Here is a 17,361-nt window from a genome sequence, read left to right as displayed (position 1 = left end):
TCAGCGCCCCCCGGAGTCGGCGGCCGCCGCCTGCATGATCTTGCCGGCGATCCGGGCCGCCTCGGCGCTGCCGCCGCTGCCCGCCTCCTCCAGCACCACACACACGGCGGAGACCGGGGTGCCCTTCGAATCCAGGGCGAAGCCGATGAACCAGCCGTGGTCGGGGGTCTGCGGGCCCGACTGGGCCGTGCCGGTCTTGCCGCCGACGGTGTAGCCGTTGAACTTCGCGTTGCGGCCGGTGCCGTTGTCCACCACGCTCACCATCATGTCGCGCAGGTCCGACGAGACCTGCCCGCTGACCGGCTGGCGCAGCTCGCGCGGCTTGGCCGTGTAGTAGCTGGTGGTGCGGTCCGGCGCGAGGAGCTGCCGCACCAGGTAGGGGCGCATCTGGCTGCCGCCGTTGGCGACCGCCCCGGCGATCAGGGCCCCCTGGAGCGGGGTCATCTTGACGTCGCGCTGGCCGATGGAGGACTGGGCCAGCGCGGCCGGGTCGGTGCTGCCGTCGGGGCCCTGCATGGCCCCGGTGCGGCTGGCCGCCACCGGCAGCCCGTCCTCGCCGAGCTGGCCGACGGTCAGGTCGTCCTGCTCGAACCCGAACTGCCGGGCCTTCTCCTTCACCTTGTCCGCGCCGAGCTCCACGCCGAGCTTGGCGAAGCCCGTGTTGCAGGACTCGGTGACCGCGCTGATCAGGGTCACCTCGGACTCGGGGCAGATCGACGGCACCGCGTTGCGGATCGGGGTGCCCGACGTCGGCGGGGTGTAGCTGGGGCCGGCCGGGATCTGGGTGTTCTTGCCGATGCCGTTCTCCAGCGCGGCGGCGGCCACCACGATCTTGAAGGTGGAGCCCGGGGGCAGCACCTCCGACAGCGCCCGGTTCTTCAGCGGGCCGCCCTCCGCGCTCTCCAGCTTGTTGTACGCCGCCGTCGCCTCGTCCGTGTCGTGGCTGGCCAGCGGGTTCGGGTCGAAGCTGGGCATGGAGACCAGCGCCTGCACCGCCCCGGTACGCGGGTCGAACGCGATCGCCGCGCCCTTCTTCGCCCCGACCTGGTTGTTGGACAGGCCGTTGAACGCGGCGTCCTGGGCCCGCTTGGAGAGGGTCAGCAGCACGTTGCCGCCGCCGGTCTCGTCGCCGGTGAACATGTCCTTGATCCGGTTGGCGATCAGCGCGTCGCTGGTGCCGGCGAGGAAGTCGTTCTCGACCCGCTCGATGCCGGTGTCGCCGAGGTTGACCGGCTTGTAGCCGAGGACGTGCGCGTATTTCTCCCCGCCGGGGTAGGTGCGCAGGAACCGCAGCTTGCCGCCGGTCTCCTTGCTGGTGGCGAGCGCCGTGCCGCCGGCCTCGATGTTGCCGCGCTTGCGCTCGTACTCGGCCACCTGGACCCGGCCGTTGTAGTCGCTGTTGCGGTATTCGTCGGCCTTGTAGGCCTGGATCCAGTTCAGGTTCGCGAAGAGCAGGCCGAACAGGACCATCGCGACGACACCGACGCGGCGCAGGGGTGCGTTCACGGCCGGATCACCTCCGTGGGGGCACCGTGCAACTGCTCGGGTGGGCCGCCCCCGGGTCGGGCCGCCGGGCCGCCGCCACCGGTCACCGGGCGGCGGGCCGCGTCGGAGACCCGCAGCAGCACCGCGATGAGCAGCCAGTTCGCCATCAGCGACGAGCCACCGGCGGAGAGGAACGGGGTGGTCTGACCGGTCAGCGGGATGAGCTTGCTGATCCCGCCGACGATCACGAAGACCTGGAGGCCGAGGGTGAAGGCGAGGCCGCCGGCGAGCAGCTTGCCGAACGAGTCCCGCACGGCGAGCGCGGCCCGCAGGCCCCGCTCCACGATGAGCAGGTAGACCACCAGCAGCGCGGAGAGGCCGAACAGCCCGATCTCCTCGCCGATGCCGGCGAAGATGAAGTCGTTCTGCACCTCGGGGATCTCCAGCGGCTCGCCGCCGCCCGGCCCCGCGCCGAACAGGCCGCCGCTGCCCAGCGCCAGCAGGCCCTGGACGAGCTGGTAGCCGTCCTGGTAGGGGTCGGCGAACGGGTCCAGCCAGATCTGCGCCCGCAGGTGGAAGTTGGCGAACGGCCCGCCGACGACGCCGCCCAGCACGTACGCGAGGTAGGCGCCGCCGAAGAACAGGATCAGGCCGATGAGCAGCCAGCTCACCCGTTCGGTGGCGATGTAGAGCGTCACCACGAACATGCCGAAGTAGAGCAGCGAGGTGCCCAGGTCCTTCTCGAAGACGAGGACCAGCACGCTCAGCGCCCAGACCGCGAGCACCGGCCCCAGGTCCCGCCCGCGCGGGAAGTCGATGCCGAGGAACCGGTGGCTGGCCAGCGACAGCACCTCGCGCTTGCGGACCAGGTAGTAGGCGAAGAAGGCGAGCAGCGCGAGCTTGGCGAACTCACCCGGCTGGATCTGCCCCACCCCGGGCACGATGATCCAGAGCTTCGCGCCGTAGATCTCCGAGTATCTCGCCGGCAGCACCGCCGGGATCATCACCAGCACGATGCCGGCGAGGCCCAGGGTGTACGCGTAGCGGGAGACCGACCGGTGGTCGCGCATGAGCGCCAGCAGGCCGGCGGCGAGCATCACCGACGCCAGCGTCCAGGCGAACTGCCGGCCGCCGTTGCCGGCGAAGATCGCCAGCGACTCCCGGTCGGCGGGGGCGGCCCGGGCCAGGTCGAGCCGGCGCAGGAAGCCCACCCCGATGCCGTTGAGCAGCGCCACCGCCGGCAGCAGGGCCGGGTCGGCGTAGGGGGCCAGGAACCGGATGACGACGTGCAGGGCGAGGAAGACGCCCGCCAGCACGGCGGTGGGGACCCAGAAGTCCGGGGTGACCGTGTCGAGCACGGTCGCCTCCACCGTCGCGCCGTACGCGGCGACGATCACCAGGGCCAGCAGCAGCAACGACAGTTCGGCGTTGCGCCGCGACCGGGCCAGGCGTACGCCGGGCTGCTCGCCCGTCGTCGCGGGCGAGGCGGCCGGTGCGGCGGCTGCGGTCACGGAGATGTCCTCGGTTTTCTCAGTCGACGCTCACTCCGGCGACCGGCACCCGGCCGGGTCGGCCGGCGGAACCGTGTCGGAGGGCAGCACGTCGGGCGTCTCGGTGGGCGAGGGGGTCGGGGTGGCGACGGGCCGAGGGCTGCCGGAGGCCGTGCGGGTCGCCCCCGGCCGGTCCGGGGACCTCGTGGGCTCCGGCGTCGGCGTCAGGGTCGGCGTCGGCGTCGGCGTCGGGGTCGGCTGGCAGATCGGCTTGAGGTTGGGGTTCAGCGGGTCGTCGCTGGTCAGCTCGGCCAGCCGGCGCTCGGCGTCGGGTTCGTCGCGGGCCGGGATGCCCTGCTTGACCTGCTCCTGCGCGGCGAGGGTGAGGTCGTCGAGCCGGGCGGGGCTGACGGAGTGCTCGGCGGAGAGGTCGAGCCCGGCGATCTGCCCCTGCACGCCCCGGAACACGGCCACCCGGCCGTCCTCGGTCGCGCCGACGTAGTACTGCCGCTGCGTGTACGTCCAGCCGCCGACGAGCGCGCCGCCGAGGATGACCAGCAGGGCGAGGGTCATCGCCACGGTGCGCAGCGGGCGGCGCTTCGGGCGGTCGTCGTCGCCGTCGTCGTCGGCCGGCTCCTCGGGGGCGGGCGGCCGGGGGGCGGAGAGCGCGGAGGCGCGCGCGGCGGGGGTGGAGACGTCGGCGGAGGTGGCCATGCCCCGGTCCCGGGCGGCGGCGCCGCCGACGATCGGGCTCGCCTCGACGATGTCCCGGTCGGTGGCGTCGGCGATGATCACCGTGATGTTGTCCGGGCCGCCGCCGCGCAGCGCGAGCTGGACGAGCCGCTCGACGCACTGCTGCGGGTCGGTGTATTCCCGCATGGTGTCGGCGATGGTCTCGGCGCTCACCACGCCGGAGAGGCCGTCGCTACAGATCAGGTAGCGGTCGCCGGGGAGCACCTGCCGGACGCTGTATTCCGGGTCGATGTCGCGGCCGTCGAGCGCCCGGGTGAGCAGCGAGCGCTGGGGGTGGCTGCTCGCCTCCTCGGCGCTGATCCGGCCCTCGTCGACGAGCATCTGGACGTAGGTGTCGTCTTTGGTGATCTGCGCGAACTCGCCGTTGCGCAGGAGATAGGCCCGCGAGTCGCCGATGTGGACCATGCCGAGCTTGGTGCCGGAGAAGAGGGTCGCGGTCAGCGTGGTGCCCATCCCCTCCAGCTGCGGGTTGGCGTCCACGGTGTCGCGGAGCTGCTGGTTGGCGGTGCCCACGGCCGAACGCAGCGCGTCGACCAGGGCGTCACCGGGGACGTCCTCGTCGAGCGGCGCCATGGCACCGATGACGATGTTGCTGGCGACGTCACCGGCGGCCATGCCGCCCATGCCGTCGGCTACGGCGAGAAGCCGCGGCCCGGCGTAGACGGAATCCTGGTTACCGTCTCGGATCAGACCGCGGTCGCTGTGGGCCGCATAGCGCAGGGTCAGAGTCATGGCCGTAATTCGAGAGAGGTGCGCCCGATGCGGATCGGCACGCCGAGGGGGACGGGGGTCGGTCCGGTGACCTTAGCGCGATCGAGGTAGGTGCCGTTAGTCGATCCGAGGTCCTCGACGAACCACTGCCCGTCGCGGGGCACGAGCCGGGCGTGTCGCGCCGAGGCGTAGTCGTCGGTGATGACGAGGGTCGAATCCTCGGCCCGGCCGATGGTGATCTGCGCCTCGCCCAGGGTGATCCGGGTGCCGGCGAGCTGACCGGCGGTCACCACCAGCTGGTGCGCGGCCCTGCCCCGCTTCGCCTTGGCCGGCTTGGCCTGCGGCTGGCCGGTCGAGGCGCCCACGGCCCGGGGCGCGGCCACCAGCCGGCCCGACCGGGCGCCGGCGAACAGGTCCCGGCGGATGACGCCGACCACCGTGAACACGAAGATCCACAGCAGGATCAGGAACCCGAACCGGGCGACGGTGATGACGAGTTCCGGCAAGGCGGATCAGCCGTCCACGCGGAAGGTCAGGGTGGTCGTGCCGAGCTGGATCATGTCGCCGGGGTTGAGCGCGACGGCGGAGACCCGCTGGCCGTTGACCATCGTGCCGTTCGTCGAGCCGAGGTCGGTCAGCACGACCTGACCACCGTCGAAGTCCAGCCGGGCGTGTCGGCGGGAGATCCCGACGTCGGGCAGGCGCAGGTTGGCCTGGTCGCCCCGGCCGATCACGGTCGAGCCCATCTGGAGCGGGTAGGTGCGGCCGTCGCCGGAGACCAGCCGGACGTTGCGCCCGCCGCCGTGCCCCGGCGGGGGGCCGTAGCCGCCGCCCTGGTCGTACGCCGGGTAGGCGGGGCCGGCGTCGTAGCCGCCCTGGTCGTAGCCCGGCGCGGAGACCGGCGCCACGTCGCCGCCGGTGTAGACCTCGGCGGTGACCCGGAACATGCCGGTGTCGAGGCCCTCGCCGCGCTCGATCTCGACGATCACGTCGCCGTAGACCGTCCAGGCCTGCTCGCCGATGAACTCCGCCTGCGACTGGGCCAGCTCCTGGGCCAGCGCGGCGGCGTAGGGCGCCAGGCGGTTGTGGTCGTAGGGCGAGAGATCGATCACGTAGCGGTTGGGCACCAACGTGCGCCCGCCGGCCAGGATCGCCTTGTGCGCCTCGGCCTCCCGCTGCATGGCGTTGAGGATCTCCACGGGGTGCACCACCCCTTTGAAGACCTTGGCGAAGGCTCCCTCCACCAGGCCTTCCAGACGCTTCTCGAAGCGTTGCAGCACGCTCACCGGCTCCTCCTCGGGTCCCGAGGACATGATGGTATCCGGCCGGCGCGCGCGCAGCTCACACGCCGCTCGGCCGGCCGTCGCCGGCCCGTTCGAACGGGCTCTTTCCCGCGTGCTACAGTTTCGTCCGCCACGAACGGTAACCGGTCGCGGCGCAGGCCAGAGACACCGTAGGATGTGCCGGGCCGCTGGGGACAGCGGGTCCGGGGCAGGCTAAAGTGTTCCCGGTCAAGCCACGGGGAAGTGGCGGAATGGCAGACGCGCACGGTTCAGGTCCGTGTGCCCGAAAGGGCGTGGGGGTTCAACTCCCCCCTTCCCCACCAGAGCGAGGGCTCCGCACGACGCGGGGCCCTTTCGCCGTTCCATGGGCCCGGCGTCCCATCCGGCGGGTGCCGGACGTCACGCTATGCTCCGATCGTTTCCCTGCCTCTGATGGACCAGGAGTGGCGTGTGAGTGTCGCGTTGGTGACCGGGTCGGGCGGCCTGATCGGTTCCGAGGCGGTCCGGCACTTCGCCGGCCTCGGTCTCGACGTCGTCGGCATCGACAACGACATGCGGCAGGAGTTCTTCGGCGCCGAGGCGTCGACCGCGTGGAACGTCCGGCGGCTGGCCGAGGAGCTCGGCGGGGCGTACGCGCACCACAGCATCGACATCCGCGACCGCGACTCGCTGGCGAAGCTCTTCACCCGGTACGGCCGCGACATCGCCGTGGTGATCCACACCGCCGCGCAGCCGTCGCACGACTGGGCGGTGCGGGACCCGTTCACCGACTTCGACGTCAACGCCGGCGGCACCCTCAACGTGTTGCAGAACGTGCGCGAGCACTGCATCGAGGCGCCGGTGATCCACTGCTCGACCAACAAGGTCTACGGCGACCGCCCCAACAGCCTCCCGCTTGTCGAGCTGGAGTCCCGCTGGGAGATCGAGCCGGGGCACCCGTACGCGCAGGGCATCCGCGAGGACATGTCGATCGACGCCTGCCTGCACTCGGTCTTCGGCGCGTCGAAGGTCGCCGCCGACGTGATGGTGCAGGAATACGGCCGCTACTTCGGCATGCGCACCGCCTGCTTCCGGGGCGGCACGCTGACCGGCCCGGCGCACTCGGCGACCGAGCTGCACGGCTTCCTCGGGTACGTGATGCGCGCCAACATGGAGCGCCGCACCTACAAGATCTTCGGCTACCAGGGCAAGCAGGTCCGGGACGCGATCCACAGCTCGGACGTGGTGTCGGCCTTCGAGGCGTTCTTCCGCGACCCGCGCTCGGCGGCCGTCTACAACCTGGGCGGCGGCCGGCACTCCAACACCTCCAACCGGGAGGCGTTCGCCCTGGCCGAGCAGATCACCGGCCAGGAGATGATCACCGAGTACGTCGAGGCGAACCGGATCGGCGACCACAAGTGGTGGATCGGCTCCAACGAGGCGTTCCAGGCCGACTACCCGGGCTGGAAGCAGGTCTACGACGTGCCGATGATCATGCGTGAGATCTACGAGGCCAACGTGGACAAGTGGGTGCCCGGGGCATGACCGACGGCAGCAAGCGCAACGTTCTCGGCGTCCTCGTCGACGCCACCGACTACGCCACCGCGACCGAGCGGGTGGTGGCGGCGGCGCACGAGCGGCGTCCGCTGGCGCTCACCGCGCTCGCCGTGCACGGGGTGATGACCGGGGTGCTCGACCCGGCCCACAACGCCCGGCTCAACTCGTTCGACGTGGTCACCCCGGACGGGCAGCCGGTGCGCTGGGCGCTCAACCTGCTGCACCACGCCAACCTGGCCGACCGGGTCTACGGCCCGCTGCTGACCCTGCACGTGCTGCGCCGCTTCGCCGAGGAGGGCCTTCCGGTCTACCTGTACGGCTCGACGGAGGAGACGCTGGCGCGGCTGATCCCCGCCCTGGAGCGGATGTTCCCGGCGCTGAAGATCGCCGGGGTGGAGCCGTCGAAGTTCCGCGCCGTGCAGCCCGGCGAGGACGCCGAGATCGCCGACCGGATCCGGTCCAGCGGGGCCAGGCTCGTCCTGGTCGGGCTCGGCTGCCCCCGGCAGGAGGTCTTCACCTACGCGATGCGTCCGCTGCTGGACATGCCGATGATGGCCGTCGGGGCGGCCTTCGACTACCACGCGGGGCTGCTGCGCAACCCGCCGCCGTGGATGCAGCGGGCCGGCCTGGAGTGGTTCTGGCGGCTCGGCCTGGAGCCGAAGCGCCTGTGGCGGCGGTACGTCGTCCTCAACCCGGCGTACCTGGCCCGGCTGGCGGCGCAGAAGACCGGCCTGTGGAAGGCGAAGCCGCCCACTCCGGCCACCGAGCGCCCCGCCACCTTCGCCGTCTAGACCGCACCGCGCCACCCCTACGGGGCGGGGCTGCGGGACGAACAGGGGGCCGACCCGGATTCGGCGGGCGTCGAACTGGGCAAGGCTGACGGCATGGACGGGCATCTCATCGTGCTGTTGCCGATCGCCGGCGTGTGGCTGGCCGCGGGTCTCCTCGCGGAGCGGCTGCCCCGGCCGCACCGCGCCCGCCCGCTGCGCCGGCGTACCGGATGGTTGCTCGCCCTGACGGCGACCGGCCTCGGCCTGACGGCGGCCGTGCTCGCCGCCGGGCTGACCAGCGCCGGCACCGGCACGGTCGACCGGGCCGCAGCCGGCCTGGCCCTGGCGGCCACCCCCGCACTGCTGGTGGCGGCCGTCACCGCCCGCCGGGTGCGCCGGCTCTGGGCCGCCGCGGGGGCGCTCGCCGCCGCGCCGGAGACGCCGGCCCCGCACGGGCTGCGCGCCGCCGCGGCGCACCCGCTGATCGGCCTGCCGCTCCAGGTCACCGGCCTGGCCACCGTGCCGGCGGTGCTGTCGGCCAGCGGCCTCGACCTCTTCGCCGGGCCCGGCGCCACCGGCGCCGCCGTCACCGTGGCCGCGCTGGGCGTCGCCGCGATCGGGGTACGCCACGCGCTGCGCCACAGCCGCCTCGCCGAGCGGTCGCTGACCCGCCGCCCCGGGTCAGCGCGAGCGGCCAGCGCTGCCCTGCACGTATAGCAGCTCCAGAATCGACCGGGTGGCCTCGAACCAGCGGTCGAGCCAGCCGGGCGGCGGCACGCTGCCCCGGGGGGGCAGCTCCAGCAGCAGCCCGCGCAGCAGCGGGTGGTCGACCAGGGAGTCGGTGCCCGAGGAGCCGGTCGACCAGCCCGACGGCGGGAACGACGGCTCGGTCAGCGGGTTCGGGTCCAGCGACGGCAGCGACAGCGGCGGGCCGACCTGGTCGAGGGCGGTCGAGCCGTCGTCCCGGGCGCCGATCTCGGAATCGGTGGAGACCACCTCCGTCAGGACGGTGTCCCGGCGGGCCCCGCGGTATTTCCCGCCGAACCGCTCCGGCTTGCCCGGACCGTTGGTGAGGTTCTCTGAACCGATCGTCGTCATCGTCTCGCCCTGCCTCGCTCGGGTGCCGATCCGGGTGGCCGTTGCCGATCCGGTAGCTGGTCCGGGGTCGTCGACCAGCGCCGTCCCGACGGGTTCAACGACCAGGGCCGACGGTGGAAACGCGACGGGCGCGACCCCGCCCCGGCCACGTTGCCGGAAGAAGGGTCGCGCCCGTCGTGTCTAGGGGTCAGCGATCAGTCCCGGAGGAACGCGCCGTCCCTGGCCCCGGCGACGAAGGCGTGCCAGCCCGCCGGAGCGAAGACCAGGTTGGGACCGCTCTTGTCCTTCGAGTCCCGTACCCCGACCGCCCCGGTCACGTACGCCACCTCCACGCAGTTGTCACAGTTCGGCCCGCTCTTCGAGCTCTTGAACCACGTCGCCCGCGTCAGGTCCCCACGGAACCCCTTGGTCGCCATTTCCACAACGGCTCCTCTGCCAGTTTTGCGATTTGTGCGATGGATTCCTCCGGGCGAATGGCCGCTGCTCGAACATGATCGAAGATGAAGCTGTACTTCTGTAGCTCGTCGCTCTTCTCCAGGAAGAGCCCACCCGTGGCGTTCTCCGCGTACACGACATCCGGATCATTGGCTTCTGGGAAGCTGAGGATGGTGAAGGTGCCGTCCATGCCGGCGTGCGCCCCGACCGAGAACGGCAGGATCTGAAGCGTCACGTTCGGCAACTCCGCCACCTCCACCAGCCGCTTGAGCTGAGCACGCATCACTGCGTCGCCGCCCACCGGCCGGCTCAGCACCGCCTCATCGAGCACCACCCACAGATCGACCGGATCGTCCTGGGTCAACAACGACTGACGATCCAATCGGACACGCACCCGTTGCTGAACCTGTTCGGTGGTGAAGTCCGGGCGGGCGGCCCGGATCATCGCCGAGGCGTACTCCTCGGTCTCCAGCAGGCCCGGGACGACCTGCTGCTCGTACTGCCGGATGGAGCTGGCCGCCGACTCCAGGCCGACGTACGCGCCCACCAGCACCGTGCTGTAGGGGTGCCACCACCCCTTCTGCCGGGCCTCCCGGGCGATCTGCACCAGCTCGTCGCTCTCCGCGCCGGACACCCCGTAGATCAGCAGCATGTCGCGGACGTCGCGCGGGGTGGCCGTGGTGTGGCCGGTCTCGATCCTGGAGATCTTCGACGCCGAGCACTCCAGCCGCTCGGCCACCACCTCGATGGTGATGCGCGCGGCGTCGCGGTGCCGGCGCAGTTCGGCTCCGAGCCGGCGACGGCGGATGGTCGGGCTGCGCCGCTCGCTCACGACGCCCCCCGGCGACCCGTCGGGTCGAATCGCTCGCTGCTCGCCCTCACCCGGTTACCTCCGGTCGATCGCGCCAGGGGTCGACGCCCGCCGGGGGCGCGACCGTCGAAACGGCGGGCGAGCGTTCGCGGCAGGGGTGATGGTGCCGGTCGTCGACCGGCCGCGACGGGCGAAACCGGCGTCCAGTGTGCCGGTCCGGGGACAGCGGCATCAAGCGTCTATTTCCGCGAGCCGCTCACGTATCGGCAAAAGTCGACATGCAACTTGCATGAGGCACGCCACTCATGCAATCTGTCCGTAGGGCTCGAATCACTCAGCGTTCCGGTCGGCCGCCGGGGCGGGACGACCCACCGACGGGTGGGGCGTCCGGTCGAGGGATACCAGCCCGGCACCGCACGACAGGTCCGCTCCGGGCGAGAGCCCCGCTGCCGCACGTCAGGTTGACTGCGACGGCGGGCGCGGCGACCGGGAGCGGCGGGGTGCTGGTCGGGTCGTGGCACGCCACCAACGCGCCCGGCCCGACCAGCACCACCAGCGCCGCCGGTTCACGAGGCACAACCCCGTCACCAGGCGAGACATCCCCCGAAACACCAGCCACCGGCATGCCCGCCGGCCGATCTCCCAGGAGACCTCTGTGCTTCCCCGCTCAGGTGACGTGCTGCACGTGACGCGCGCGGCGAGTGTCCAGTTCCTCAAACCGATCATGTTCCGCGTGATCCGGGTGCTCGACTGGCCCACCTACGACGGATGGATGTGGCTCGACGGCTACGAGCTGAACGCGGCGGGGGACGCGGTCAGCAGGCGCTCGATCTACGTGCAGGCCGAGGGGCTGCGCCAGCTCCGGGTCGCCGCCCAACCCCGGCAGCGCACCGTCCCCGTCCGGCCGCGCCGGCCCGTGGTGCGTACCCCGGCCCGGGTCGGCTGACCAGCCGAAACCCGTCCCGGTGGGCGTGCCGCCGCCATAGAATCGGTACGCCCACCCCGGCGATCGTCTCCACCCCGCGCGTCCCGGACCCTGAACCTGGGATGGTCATGGTCATATTGCCCGCCGCGCGGCGGCACCACAGGTCCCGTACCGTCTACGCCTTCGGGCTGCTGGCGCTCCTCGGCGCCGCCACCACCCTCGGGGTGGTGGTCCGCTACCCGGCCCTGTCGGCCACCGAGCTGGCCACGCCGGTCCCGGCGCCGGAGATCACCGTCGTCGACGGGGAGCCCGAGCCGGACTGGGCCGACCCCGTGGATCCACCTGCCGTGCCGGGCCCGATCGGCGCGGAAGCGGGCGCGCCGGGCGTGCCGACCGGTCCACCGGCCGGCGCGGGGGCCGGCGTCGGAACGGACCCGGTGGTCGAGGCCGGGCGGGCCCCCGCCGGGCCCACTTCCCTGCGGGACGAGACGAGCCGCTCGCTGTTCTGGTCCGGCCTCCTCGGGCTCGCCATCTCCCTGGCCGGCCTGGGACTGGTCGGCACGAGACGCCGCAGGTGGTGACCGGCGTCGCCGTCAGGGGGTCGGGGTCGCCGTGGCCGTCGGGGCCGTCGCGCTGCTCGTCGGCGTCGGTGTCGCGGCGACCACCAGGGTGACCTGCGCGCCGGCCGGCACCAGCTCGCCCGCCGCCGGGTCCGTCTCCAGCACCGTGCCGGCCGGGCGGTCCGACTCGCGGGTCTCGACCCGGTGGTCGACCCCGATCCGGTCCAGGATCCGCTCGGCCGTCGCCCGGGGCAGCCCCACCAGCGGCGGCATCGGCACCCCGGCCGGGGTCGTCGCCGGTGGCGTCGTGGCCGGGGCGGAGGACGGCCCACCCGTCGTCGCCTCGGTCGTCGGCGCCCCGGTCGTCGGCGGCGCCGAGGTCGGGCCCGCCGACGGCGTCTGCCCGGGGTCGGTGTCGCCGCCGGTCGACAGGGTCAGCCAGAAGCCGACGCCCAGCAGGCCGAGCAGCAGCAGCGCCACGACACCCAGCAGGATCGGCGTCCACCAGCGCCGGCCGGGCTGCTCCTCGGCGTACCACTCGCCGGTCGGGGGCCCGTAGTCCGCCGGTCGGGGCGGCGGCACCCCGGCCCGACCGGACCACACCTCCCCGCCGGCCGGCTTCGGCCGGGCGTCGTCACCGGGCTGCGGCAGCGGCCGGGTCTGGTCACCGGCGTCGTCGGGGGGCGGGTCCTGGCGGTCGTCGCTCATGGCACGTCCTCTCCCACACCGGGCGGGTGGCTGGCCCTCCCATCCACGCTAACCGCTGTGGGCCAGCGCGGCCGGTACCGGCACGGCGAGCCGCCGTCACGGGGTGGGCGGCGGCTCCACACTCGGCTCACCGGGCTCCGCGCCGCAGGTCAGGGCCACCTTGTCGTTCCAGTGCGCCGTGCTGTCGGCCGCCGGCGCCTGGGCCGTGACGACGCCGGTCCGGCCCGTCGGATAGCCGGGGTAGAGGCCCTCCTCGACCAGGTCCTCGGCCGCGTCGTCGCAGTCGTCGCCGACCAGGTCAGGGACGCTGACCTCGGGTGCGGGCCCGGCGACGTACAACGCGACGGTCGTGCCCCGCGACACGGGGGAGCCGACGGGCGGGTCGGCGCTCCGCACGTCCCGCCCCGACCCGGTGCCGAAGACCAGCCGCCAGCCCAGCCGCAGGTCCCGCAGCTCGTCCCGCGCGTCCTCGAAGTCCGTGCCGACCACCGGCGGGACGGTCAGCCCGGTGGAGCGGGTGGGCGCGGTGGTCCGGGTCGCCGGCGCGGTCGTCCGGGCCGGCGACGCCGGGGCGTCGGACGGGGACGCCGTGGCCGAGACGCCGGGCTGCGCGGCCGACGGGCCGGGCGAGGCGTCGTCCTCCCCGGCCAGCAACCAGCCACCGGCCGCGCCGACCAGCGCGAGGAGCGCGACAGCCAGGCTGCCGCCCAGCACCTTGGCCGACCGGCCGGAGCGCGGCGGGTCGGCCTCGTCGGGGTACGCCTCCCCTGCGGTGTTCCCGTCCGTCATAGCGTCCACCACCTCATCACCGGCGACCGTACCCGCGTCGCGCCGGGTGCCCAGGCCCGAGTTCGGTGCCACGACTCGCCGGTCCGACCACGGGAGGTTACGCTGCCCGGCATGGCCAGACGGGGCTGGGGAGGATCGATCGCCACCGCGATCGGTGTCGCTGCCGGCGCGGGCGCCGCCCAACTGGGCTTCGGCTACGGGCTGGGCATCATCAACTGGTCGGCGTCGGGCGTCGGCGCGGGCGAGGCGGCGTGGGTGGCGAGCCTCGCCTGGGCGACCTGGATCTCGGCCACCTCGACGATCACGGGGGCGGTCTGCGCCCAGCGGCTGCGGCGTCCCGTCGCCCGGGGCGAGGACCCGGCCGCGACCGGCCCGGCCGACGCCCCGACCGACGCGGCCCCGACCGGCGACCCCACGGCCACCGACCCCACGACCACCGACCCCACGACCACCGACGACGCCCCCACCGACGACCCCGCAACTGGCGACCCCACGATCGACGCGGGGCCCGCCGCCGAGCCGGATCCGGCGGCCCCGGGGCCGGACGTGGCCGACGCCGCCGACCGGGCCGCCGGCCCGGAGCCGACCGACCCGCCCCGCCCGGCGGGAGCGGTCGCGCTGGCGCTGGCCGCCGCGGTCGGCGCGCTGGTCACCGTGCTGCTGGTCGCCGTGCCGGCGCGGATGGCGGAGGTGCCCGGCGTCGCCGCGCCGCAGGCCATGGCCGCCGGGTACGCCGGGATGGGCCTGTTCCTCGGGCTGCTGGTGGCGGTCTGGGCGCTGCGCTCGCCCGCTGCGGCGGCCAACGTGATCGCCACGGTCGGCTGGCTCTGGCTCCTCGCCGTGGTCGCCGTGGTGGACGGGGTGCTCGCCGGACGCGGGCTGACCACCGCCCAGCTCGGGATCTGGCAGCTCAGCGCCGACCGGCCCGGCTTCTGGATCCGGGACTGGTTCTACTGGCCCGGCGCGGCGCTGGCGCTCGGCTCGGCGCTGCTGATCGGGGCGCTGGCCGCGCGGCGCGCGGCCCGGTCGGTGGAGCAGCGGCTCGGGGCGGCGGCCTCCGGCGGGGCCGGTCCGATCCTCGTCGCGCTGGCGTACCTGCTGGTCGTGCCCGGCCTGGGCACGCTCGGCCGGGAGCAGGTGTCGGCGCACCTCGTCGCCCCGTACGCCGTGGTGCTGGGCCTGGCCGGCTCGGTGCTGACGGCGGCGCTCGCCCAGCGCTCCGCGAACCGCCGCAGCGCCCGCCGCGACCGTGGCGGGCCGGCGGACGGTCCCGCGCGGCCGACGGCGGGCGGACGCGGCTCCGCCGGGCCGGCGGCGCTGCCCCGGCAGCGTTCCGCAGCGGCCGGGGAGCCGACGGCGACGACCGGGGAGCCGACAGCGACGACCGGAGAGGCGACGCCGACGACCGCTCCCGGGCCGGCCCGGCCGGCCGGCGCGGCGGCCGACCAGCCGGCGTGACCGACCCGGCGCGGCGGCCGACCAGCCGACCGACCCGGTGCGGCGGCCCGGCGTCGTGCTCCGGGCCGCCCGCCGGGGTGGGACCCGTCAGTCGACCGGCCAGGTGTGCACCGGTTCGTTCTTCCGCTGCAACTCCGCGTAGCGCTGCACCATGTGGTGCAGGGCCGTGTCGCGGTCCATGCCCCGGTGGCGTTCGGCCGCCCAGACCGTCTCGGTCTGCCAGACCGCGCCGTTGCGGCCGGTGCGGCAGCGCTGCTCGATGATGCCGAGCAGGCGGTCGCGCTCGGCGGGCGCGACGCCGAAGCGGTCCAGCCCGGTGGCCGCCGTCGGCAGCAGGGTGTCGAGCACCAGCTTGGTCACCGGCACGTCCCCGAGGCGCGGCCAGTGCAGGACCGCGTCCATCCCGCGCCGGGCGGCGGCGTGGAAGTTCTCCTCGGCCGAGCTGAAGGTGAGCTGGCTCCAGATCGGCCGGTCCGCCTCGGCCAGGCCCCGGGCCAGGCCGAAGTAGAAGGCGGCGTTCGCGAGCATGTCGACCACGGTCGGGCCGGCGGGCAGCACCCGGTTCTCCACGCGCAGGTGCGGCCGACCGTCCATGATGTCGTAGACGGGCCGGTTCCAGCGGTAGACCGTGCCGTTGTGCAACCGGAGCTCCGCCAGCTCGGGCACGCCACCGGCGTGCAGGACCTCGACCGGGTCCTCGTCCCCGCAGATCGGCAGCAGCGGCGGGAAGTAGCGGACGTTCTCCTCGAACAGGTCGAAGATCGAGGTGATCCAGCGCTCGCCGAACCAGACCCGGGGGCGTACGCCCTGGGCCTTCAGCTCGTCGGGGCGGGTGTCGGTGGCCTGCTGGAACAGGGCGATCCGGGTCTCGGCCCAGAGCTGCCGGCCGTACAGGTAGGGGGAGTTCGCCCCGACGGCGACCTGCACCCCCGCGATGGCCTGGGAGGCGTTCCAGTAGTCGGCGAAGCTGTCCGGGGCGACCTGGAGGTGGAACTGGAGGCTCGTGCAGGCGGCCTCCGGCGCGATGGAGTCGGTGTGCGTCTGGAGCCGCTCGACGCCCCGGATGTCCAGCTCGATGGCCTCGCCCCGCGCGCCGACGATCTGGTCGTTGAGCACCCGGTACCGGGCGGCGGTGGAGAGGTTGTCGGCCACCAGGTGCCGCTCGGTCAGCGTGGGCAGGATGCCGACGAGGACGATCCGCGCGTCGGACGCGGCCGCCCGCGCGTCGGCCCGGTCCAGGCTGCTGCGCAGGTCTCGCTCGTAGTCGGCGAAGCCGCTGCCCCCGATGAGCCGGGGCTCGGCGTTCAGCTCCAGGTTGAACCGCCCCAGCTCGGTCTGGAAGAGCGGGTCGGCGATGTCCGCGAGGATCTCGTCGTTGCGCATCGCCGGCTCGGCGGCCGGGTCCACCAGGTTGAGCTCGATCTCCAGCCCCGTCATCGGCCGGTCGGCGTCGAAGCCGAAGTCGTCCAGCATCAACGCGAAGACGTCCAGGCACCTCCGGACCTTCTGCCGGTAGTGGAGCCTGTCCTCTCGGGAGAAGGCGCCCTGCTCGACGTCCCTGCCCATGTGTCCTCCCGGCGCGAGGCGCGGCGGGGCATGCCGCCCGCAGCGCACATTGTGAACCTTCTACGGTAAAAGCACCCCCCGCGCCGGGCCAGAGGTCGACGCCGGACGGTCACCCCGGCGGCGACCGCGACCGGCCCGGAACGCGCTCCCGACGCCTCTCTACCCAGGTGACGGCACGCGCCACCGCCCCCGCCGAGGGGCCGACCGTGACAATTCGCACGCTCCCATTGGGAGGACCGCGGCGGGACGACTGCGGGCCCGCGTCGACTGGTGCGACGCGGGCCCGGGTCTCGGGGAGCGGGGCGGTCAGCCCTGGCGGACGCCCTCGCCCTCGATCTCGATCTTGATCTTCTTGCCGACCAGCACGCCGCCCGTCTCCAGGGCGACGTTCCAGGTCAGGCCGAAGTCCTCGCGGTCGATCTCGGTGCTGGCGGAGAAGCCGAAGATGTCCTGGCCGAACGGGCTGCGGCCGACGCCCTCGAACTCGACCTCCAGCTCCACCGCGCGCGTCACGCCCTTGATGGTCAGCTCACCGGTGAGGACGAACTCGTTGCCGTCGCGGGACTTGACGCCCGTGCTGCGGTACTCCAGGGTCGGGAAGGCCTCGACGTCCAGGAACTCGGGGCTGCGCAGGTGGGCGTCCCGGTCGGCCTGGGCGGTGCTGATGCTGGCGGCCTGGATGGTCGCGGAGACCGACGACTGCATCGGGTCCTCGGCGATCGTGATGGTGGCGCTCGCGTCGGCGAACTCGCCGCGCACCTTGCTGACCATCATGTGCCGGGCGACGAAGCCGACCCGCTTGTGGGCGACGTCCAGCAGGTAGGTGCCGGCCGCCGGGATCGTGAGGCCCTCCCACTCGCGGGTAACCGATCCGTTGCTGCTGGTCATGGTGCTGTCCTCCAGGAGAGAGTTCGTTAAGTGCCCCAACGACTGACGGAGCAACTATAGACAGAGCAATATTCCGTGTGTCAAGTATTGCTATG

General features: G+C 73.3%; 18 protein-coding genes and 1 tRNA gene. 7 read left to right on the top strand and 12 right to left on the bottom strand.

Features of this window, described 5'->3' with window-relative positions:
- Genes O7633_RS19365 through O7633_RS19345 form a run of 5 tightly spaced genes read right to left on the bottom strand, consistent with a single transcriptional unit; the run spans window position 1 to window position 5,752 of the window.
- Window positions 1–1,506 carry a penicillin-binding transpeptidase domain-containing protein gene (locus tag O7633_RS19365; protein WP_282323428.1) on the bottom strand — a complete coding sequence of 502 codons (1,506 nt, stop codon included), beginning with the start codon at window positions 1,504–1,506 and terminating at the stop codon, window positions 1–3.
- Window positions 1,503–2,996, bottom strand: coding sequence for an FtsW/RodA/SpoVE family cell cycle protein (locus tag O7633_RS19360; RefSeq protein WP_282323427.1), 1,494 nt, complete (start codon window positions 2,994–2,996; stop codon window positions 1,503–1,505). Before O7633_RS19360 ends, O7633_RS19365 begins: the two co-directional genes overlap by 4 nt.
- A 30-nt stretch (window positions 2,997–3,026) precedes the next feature.
- Window positions 3,027–4,460 carry a PP2C family serine/threonine-protein phosphatase gene (locus O7633_RS19355; RefSeq protein WP_282323426.1) on the bottom strand — a complete coding sequence of 478 codons (1,434 nt, stop codon included), beginning with the start codon at window positions 4,458–4,460 and terminating at the stop codon, window positions 3,027–3,029.
- The gene (locus O7633_RS19350) at window positions 4,457–4,945 is read right to left on the bottom strand and encodes an FHA domain-containing protein (RefSeq protein WP_074475676.1); all 489 of its coding nucleotides are present in this window, start codon (window positions 4,943–4,945) and stop codon (window positions 4,457–4,459) included. Before O7633_RS19350 ends, O7633_RS19355 begins: the two co-directional genes overlap by 4 nt.
- A 6-nt stretch (window positions 4,946–4,951) precedes the next feature.
- Window positions 4,952–5,752 carry a DUF3662 and FHA domain-containing protein gene (locus O7633_RS19345; protein ID WP_043961072.1) on the bottom strand — a complete coding sequence of 267 codons (801 nt, stop codon included), beginning with the start codon at window positions 5,750–5,752 and terminating at the stop codon, window positions 4,952–4,954.
- Window positions 5,753–5,959: 207 nt separating this feature from the next.
- Between O7633_RS19345 and O7633_RS19340 the strand changes: the two genes are divergently transcribed.
- The 4 genes from O7633_RS19340 to O7633_RS19325 all read left to right on the top strand — a co-directional run bounded on the left by O7633_RS19340 (window position 5,960) and on the right by O7633_RS19325 (window position 8,745).
- Window positions 5,960–6,045: transfer RNA gene (locus tag O7633_RS19340), tRNA-Leu, on the top strand.
- Window positions 6,046–6,172: 127 nt separating this feature from the next.
- Window positions 6,173–7,246, top strand: a complete 1,074-nt coding sequence (locus O7633_RS19335; RefSeq protein WP_278130528.1) for an NAD-dependent epimerase/dehydratase family protein — start codon at window positions 6,173–6,175, stop codon at window positions 7,244–7,246.
- A complete protein-coding gene (locus O7633_RS19330; RefSeq protein ID WP_074475759.1) occupies window positions 7,243–8,049 on the top strand; it encodes a WecB/TagA/CpsF family glycosyltransferase in 807 nt (268 codons plus the stop codon). The genes O7633_RS19335 and O7633_RS19330 overlap by 4 nt, the downstream gene beginning before the upstream one ends.
- Before the next feature lie 93 nt (window positions 8,050–8,142).
- Window positions 8,143–8,745, top strand: a complete 603-nt coding sequence (locus tag O7633_RS19325; RefSeq protein WP_282323425.1) for a hypothetical protein — start codon at window positions 8,143–8,145, stop codon at window positions 8,743–8,745.
- Here O7633_RS19325 and O7633_RS19320 read toward each other — a convergent pair.
- From O7633_RS19320 to O7633_RS19310, 3 genes are all read right to left on the bottom strand, one after another.
- Window positions 8,710–9,126: a hypothetical protein gene (locus tag O7633_RS19320; protein WP_178062755.1), complete on the bottom strand. Its 417-nt coding sequence runs from the start codon at window positions 9,124–9,126 to the stop codon at window positions 8,710–8,712. The genes O7633_RS19325 and O7633_RS19320 overlap by 36 nt on opposite strands.
- A gap of 194 nt (window positions 9,127–9,320) precedes the next feature.
- Window positions 9,321–9,542, bottom strand: coding sequence for a DUF397 domain-containing protein (locus O7633_RS19315; RefSeq protein ID WP_043961068.1), 222 nt, complete (start codon window positions 9,540–9,542; stop codon window positions 9,321–9,323).
- A complete protein-coding gene (locus tag O7633_RS19310) occupies window positions 9,512–10,393 on the bottom strand; it encodes a helix-turn-helix transcriptional regulator (protein WP_074475679.1) in 882 nt (293 codons plus the stop codon). Before O7633_RS19310 ends, O7633_RS19315 begins: the two co-directional genes overlap by 31 nt.
- Before the next feature lie 634 nt (window positions 10,394–11,027).
- On the opposite strand from O7633_RS19310, the gene O7633_RS19305 reads away from it, so the two are divergent.
- Together O7633_RS19305 and O7633_RS19300 are read left to right on the top strand one after the other, a co-directional pair.
- On the top strand, window positions 11,028–11,318 hold the full coding sequence (locus O7633_RS19305; protein WP_074475680.1) for a hypothetical protein: 291 nt from the start codon (window positions 11,028–11,030) through the stop codon (window positions 11,316–11,318).
- Window positions 11,319–11,419: 101 nt separating this feature from the next.
- Window positions 11,420–11,878: a hypothetical protein gene (locus O7633_RS19300; protein WP_282323424.1), complete on the top strand. Its 459-nt coding sequence runs from the start codon at window positions 11,420–11,422 to the stop codon at window positions 11,876–11,878.
- A 12-nt stretch (window positions 11,879–11,890) separates the two neighbouring features.
- On the opposite strand, the gene O7633_RS19295 is transcribed toward O7633_RS19300, so the two are convergent.
- Together O7633_RS19295 and O7633_RS19290 are read right to left on the bottom strand one after the other, a co-directional pair.
- Entirely contained in the window at window positions 11,891–12,565 is a 675-nt protein-coding gene (locus tag O7633_RS19295) for a PASTA domain-containing protein (protein WP_282323423.1), read from the bottom strand.
- A 96-nt stretch (window positions 12,566–12,661) separates the two neighbouring features.
- Window positions 12,662–13,354: a PASTA domain-containing protein gene (locus O7633_RS19290; protein WP_282323422.1), complete on the bottom strand. Its 693-nt coding sequence runs from the start codon at window positions 13,352–13,354 to the stop codon at window positions 12,662–12,664.
- Between the two features lie 111 nt (window positions 13,355–13,465).
- On the opposite strand from O7633_RS19290, the gene O7633_RS19285 reads away from it, so the two are divergent.
- Entirely contained in the window at window positions 13,466–14,812 is a 1,347-nt protein-coding gene (locus O7633_RS19285; protein WP_282323421.1) for a hypothetical protein, read from the top strand.
- 87 nt (window positions 14,813–14,899) lie between these two features.
- On the opposite strand, the gene O7633_RS19280 is transcribed toward O7633_RS19285, so the two are convergent.
- Window positions 14,900–16,378, bottom strand: a complete 1,479-nt coding sequence (locus O7633_RS19280) for a glutamate--cysteine ligase (protein ID WP_282323420.1) — start codon at window positions 16,376–16,378, stop codon at window positions 14,900–14,902.
- A 306-nt stretch (window positions 16,379–16,684) separates the two neighbouring features.
- Window positions 16,685–17,266: a YceI family protein gene (locus O7633_RS19275; protein ID WP_074475686.1), complete on the bottom strand. Its 582-nt coding sequence runs from the start codon at window positions 17,264–17,266 to the stop codon at window positions 16,685–16,687.
- Between the last annotated feature and the right edge of the window lie 95 nt (window positions 17,267–17,361).

Origin of the sequence: Micromonospora sp. WMMD712, from assembly GCF_029581295.1 — a bacterium.
Taxonomy (GTDB): Bacteria; Actinomycetota; Actinomycetes; order Mycobacteriales; family Micromonosporaceae; genus Micromonospora; species Micromonospora carbonacea.
Note: the sequence above shows the minus strand (reverse complement) of the source record. Positions and strands in the feature narration are given on the sequence as shown.

What these genes read in the sequence shown, in the direction of transcription:
- O7633_RS19280 (WP_282323420.1), bottom strand. Translation starts at nt 16,378, where the DNA reads ATGGGCAGGGACGTCGAGCAGGGCGCCTTCTCCCGAGAGGACAGGCTC.
- O7633_RS19300 (WP_282323424.1), top strand. Translation starts at nt 11,420, where the DNA reads ATGGTCATGGTCATATTGCCCGCCGCGCGGCGGCACCACAGGTCCCGT.
- O7633_RS19345 (WP_043961072.1), bottom strand. Translation starts at nt 5,752, where the DNA reads ATGTCCTCGGGACCCGAGGAGGAGCCGGTGAGCGTGCTGCAACGCTTC.
- O7633_RS19295 (WP_282323423.1), bottom strand. Translation starts at nt 12,565, where the DNA reads ATGAGCGACGACCGCCAGGACCCGCCCCCCGACGACGCCGGTGACCAG.
- O7633_RS19315 (WP_043961068.1), bottom strand. Translation starts at nt 9,542, where the DNA reads ATGGCGACCAAGGGGTTCCGTGGGGACCTGACGCGGGCGACGTGGTTC.
- O7633_RS19325 (WP_282323425.1), top strand. Translation starts at nt 8,143, where the DNA reads ATGGACGGGCATCTCATCGTGCTGTTGCCGATCGCCGGCGTGTGGCTG.
- O7633_RS19290 (WP_282323422.1), bottom strand. Translation starts at nt 13,354, where the DNA reads ATGACGGACGGGAACACCGCAGGGGAGGCGTACCCCGACGAGGCCGAC.
- O7633_RS19285 (WP_282323421.1), top strand. Translation starts at nt 13,466, where the DNA reads ATGGCCAGACGGGGCTGGGGAGGATCGATCGCCACCGCGATCGGTGTC.
- O7633_RS19320 (WP_178062755.1), bottom strand. Translation starts at nt 9,126, where the DNA reads ATGACGACGATCGGTTCAGAGAACCTCACCAACGGTCCGGGCAAGCCG.
- O7633_RS19330 (WP_074475759.1), top strand. Translation starts at nt 7,243, where the DNA reads ATGACCGACGGCAGCAAGCGCAACGTTCTCGGCGTCCTCGTCGACGCC.
- O7633_RS19355 (WP_282323426.1), bottom strand. Translation starts at nt 4,460, where the DNA reads ATGACTCTGACCCTGCGCTATGCGGCCCACAGCGACCGCGGTCTGATC.
- O7633_RS19275 (WP_074475686.1), bottom strand. Translation starts at nt 17,266, where the DNA reads ATGACCAGCAGCAACGGATCGGTTACCCGCGAGTGGGAGGGCCTCACG.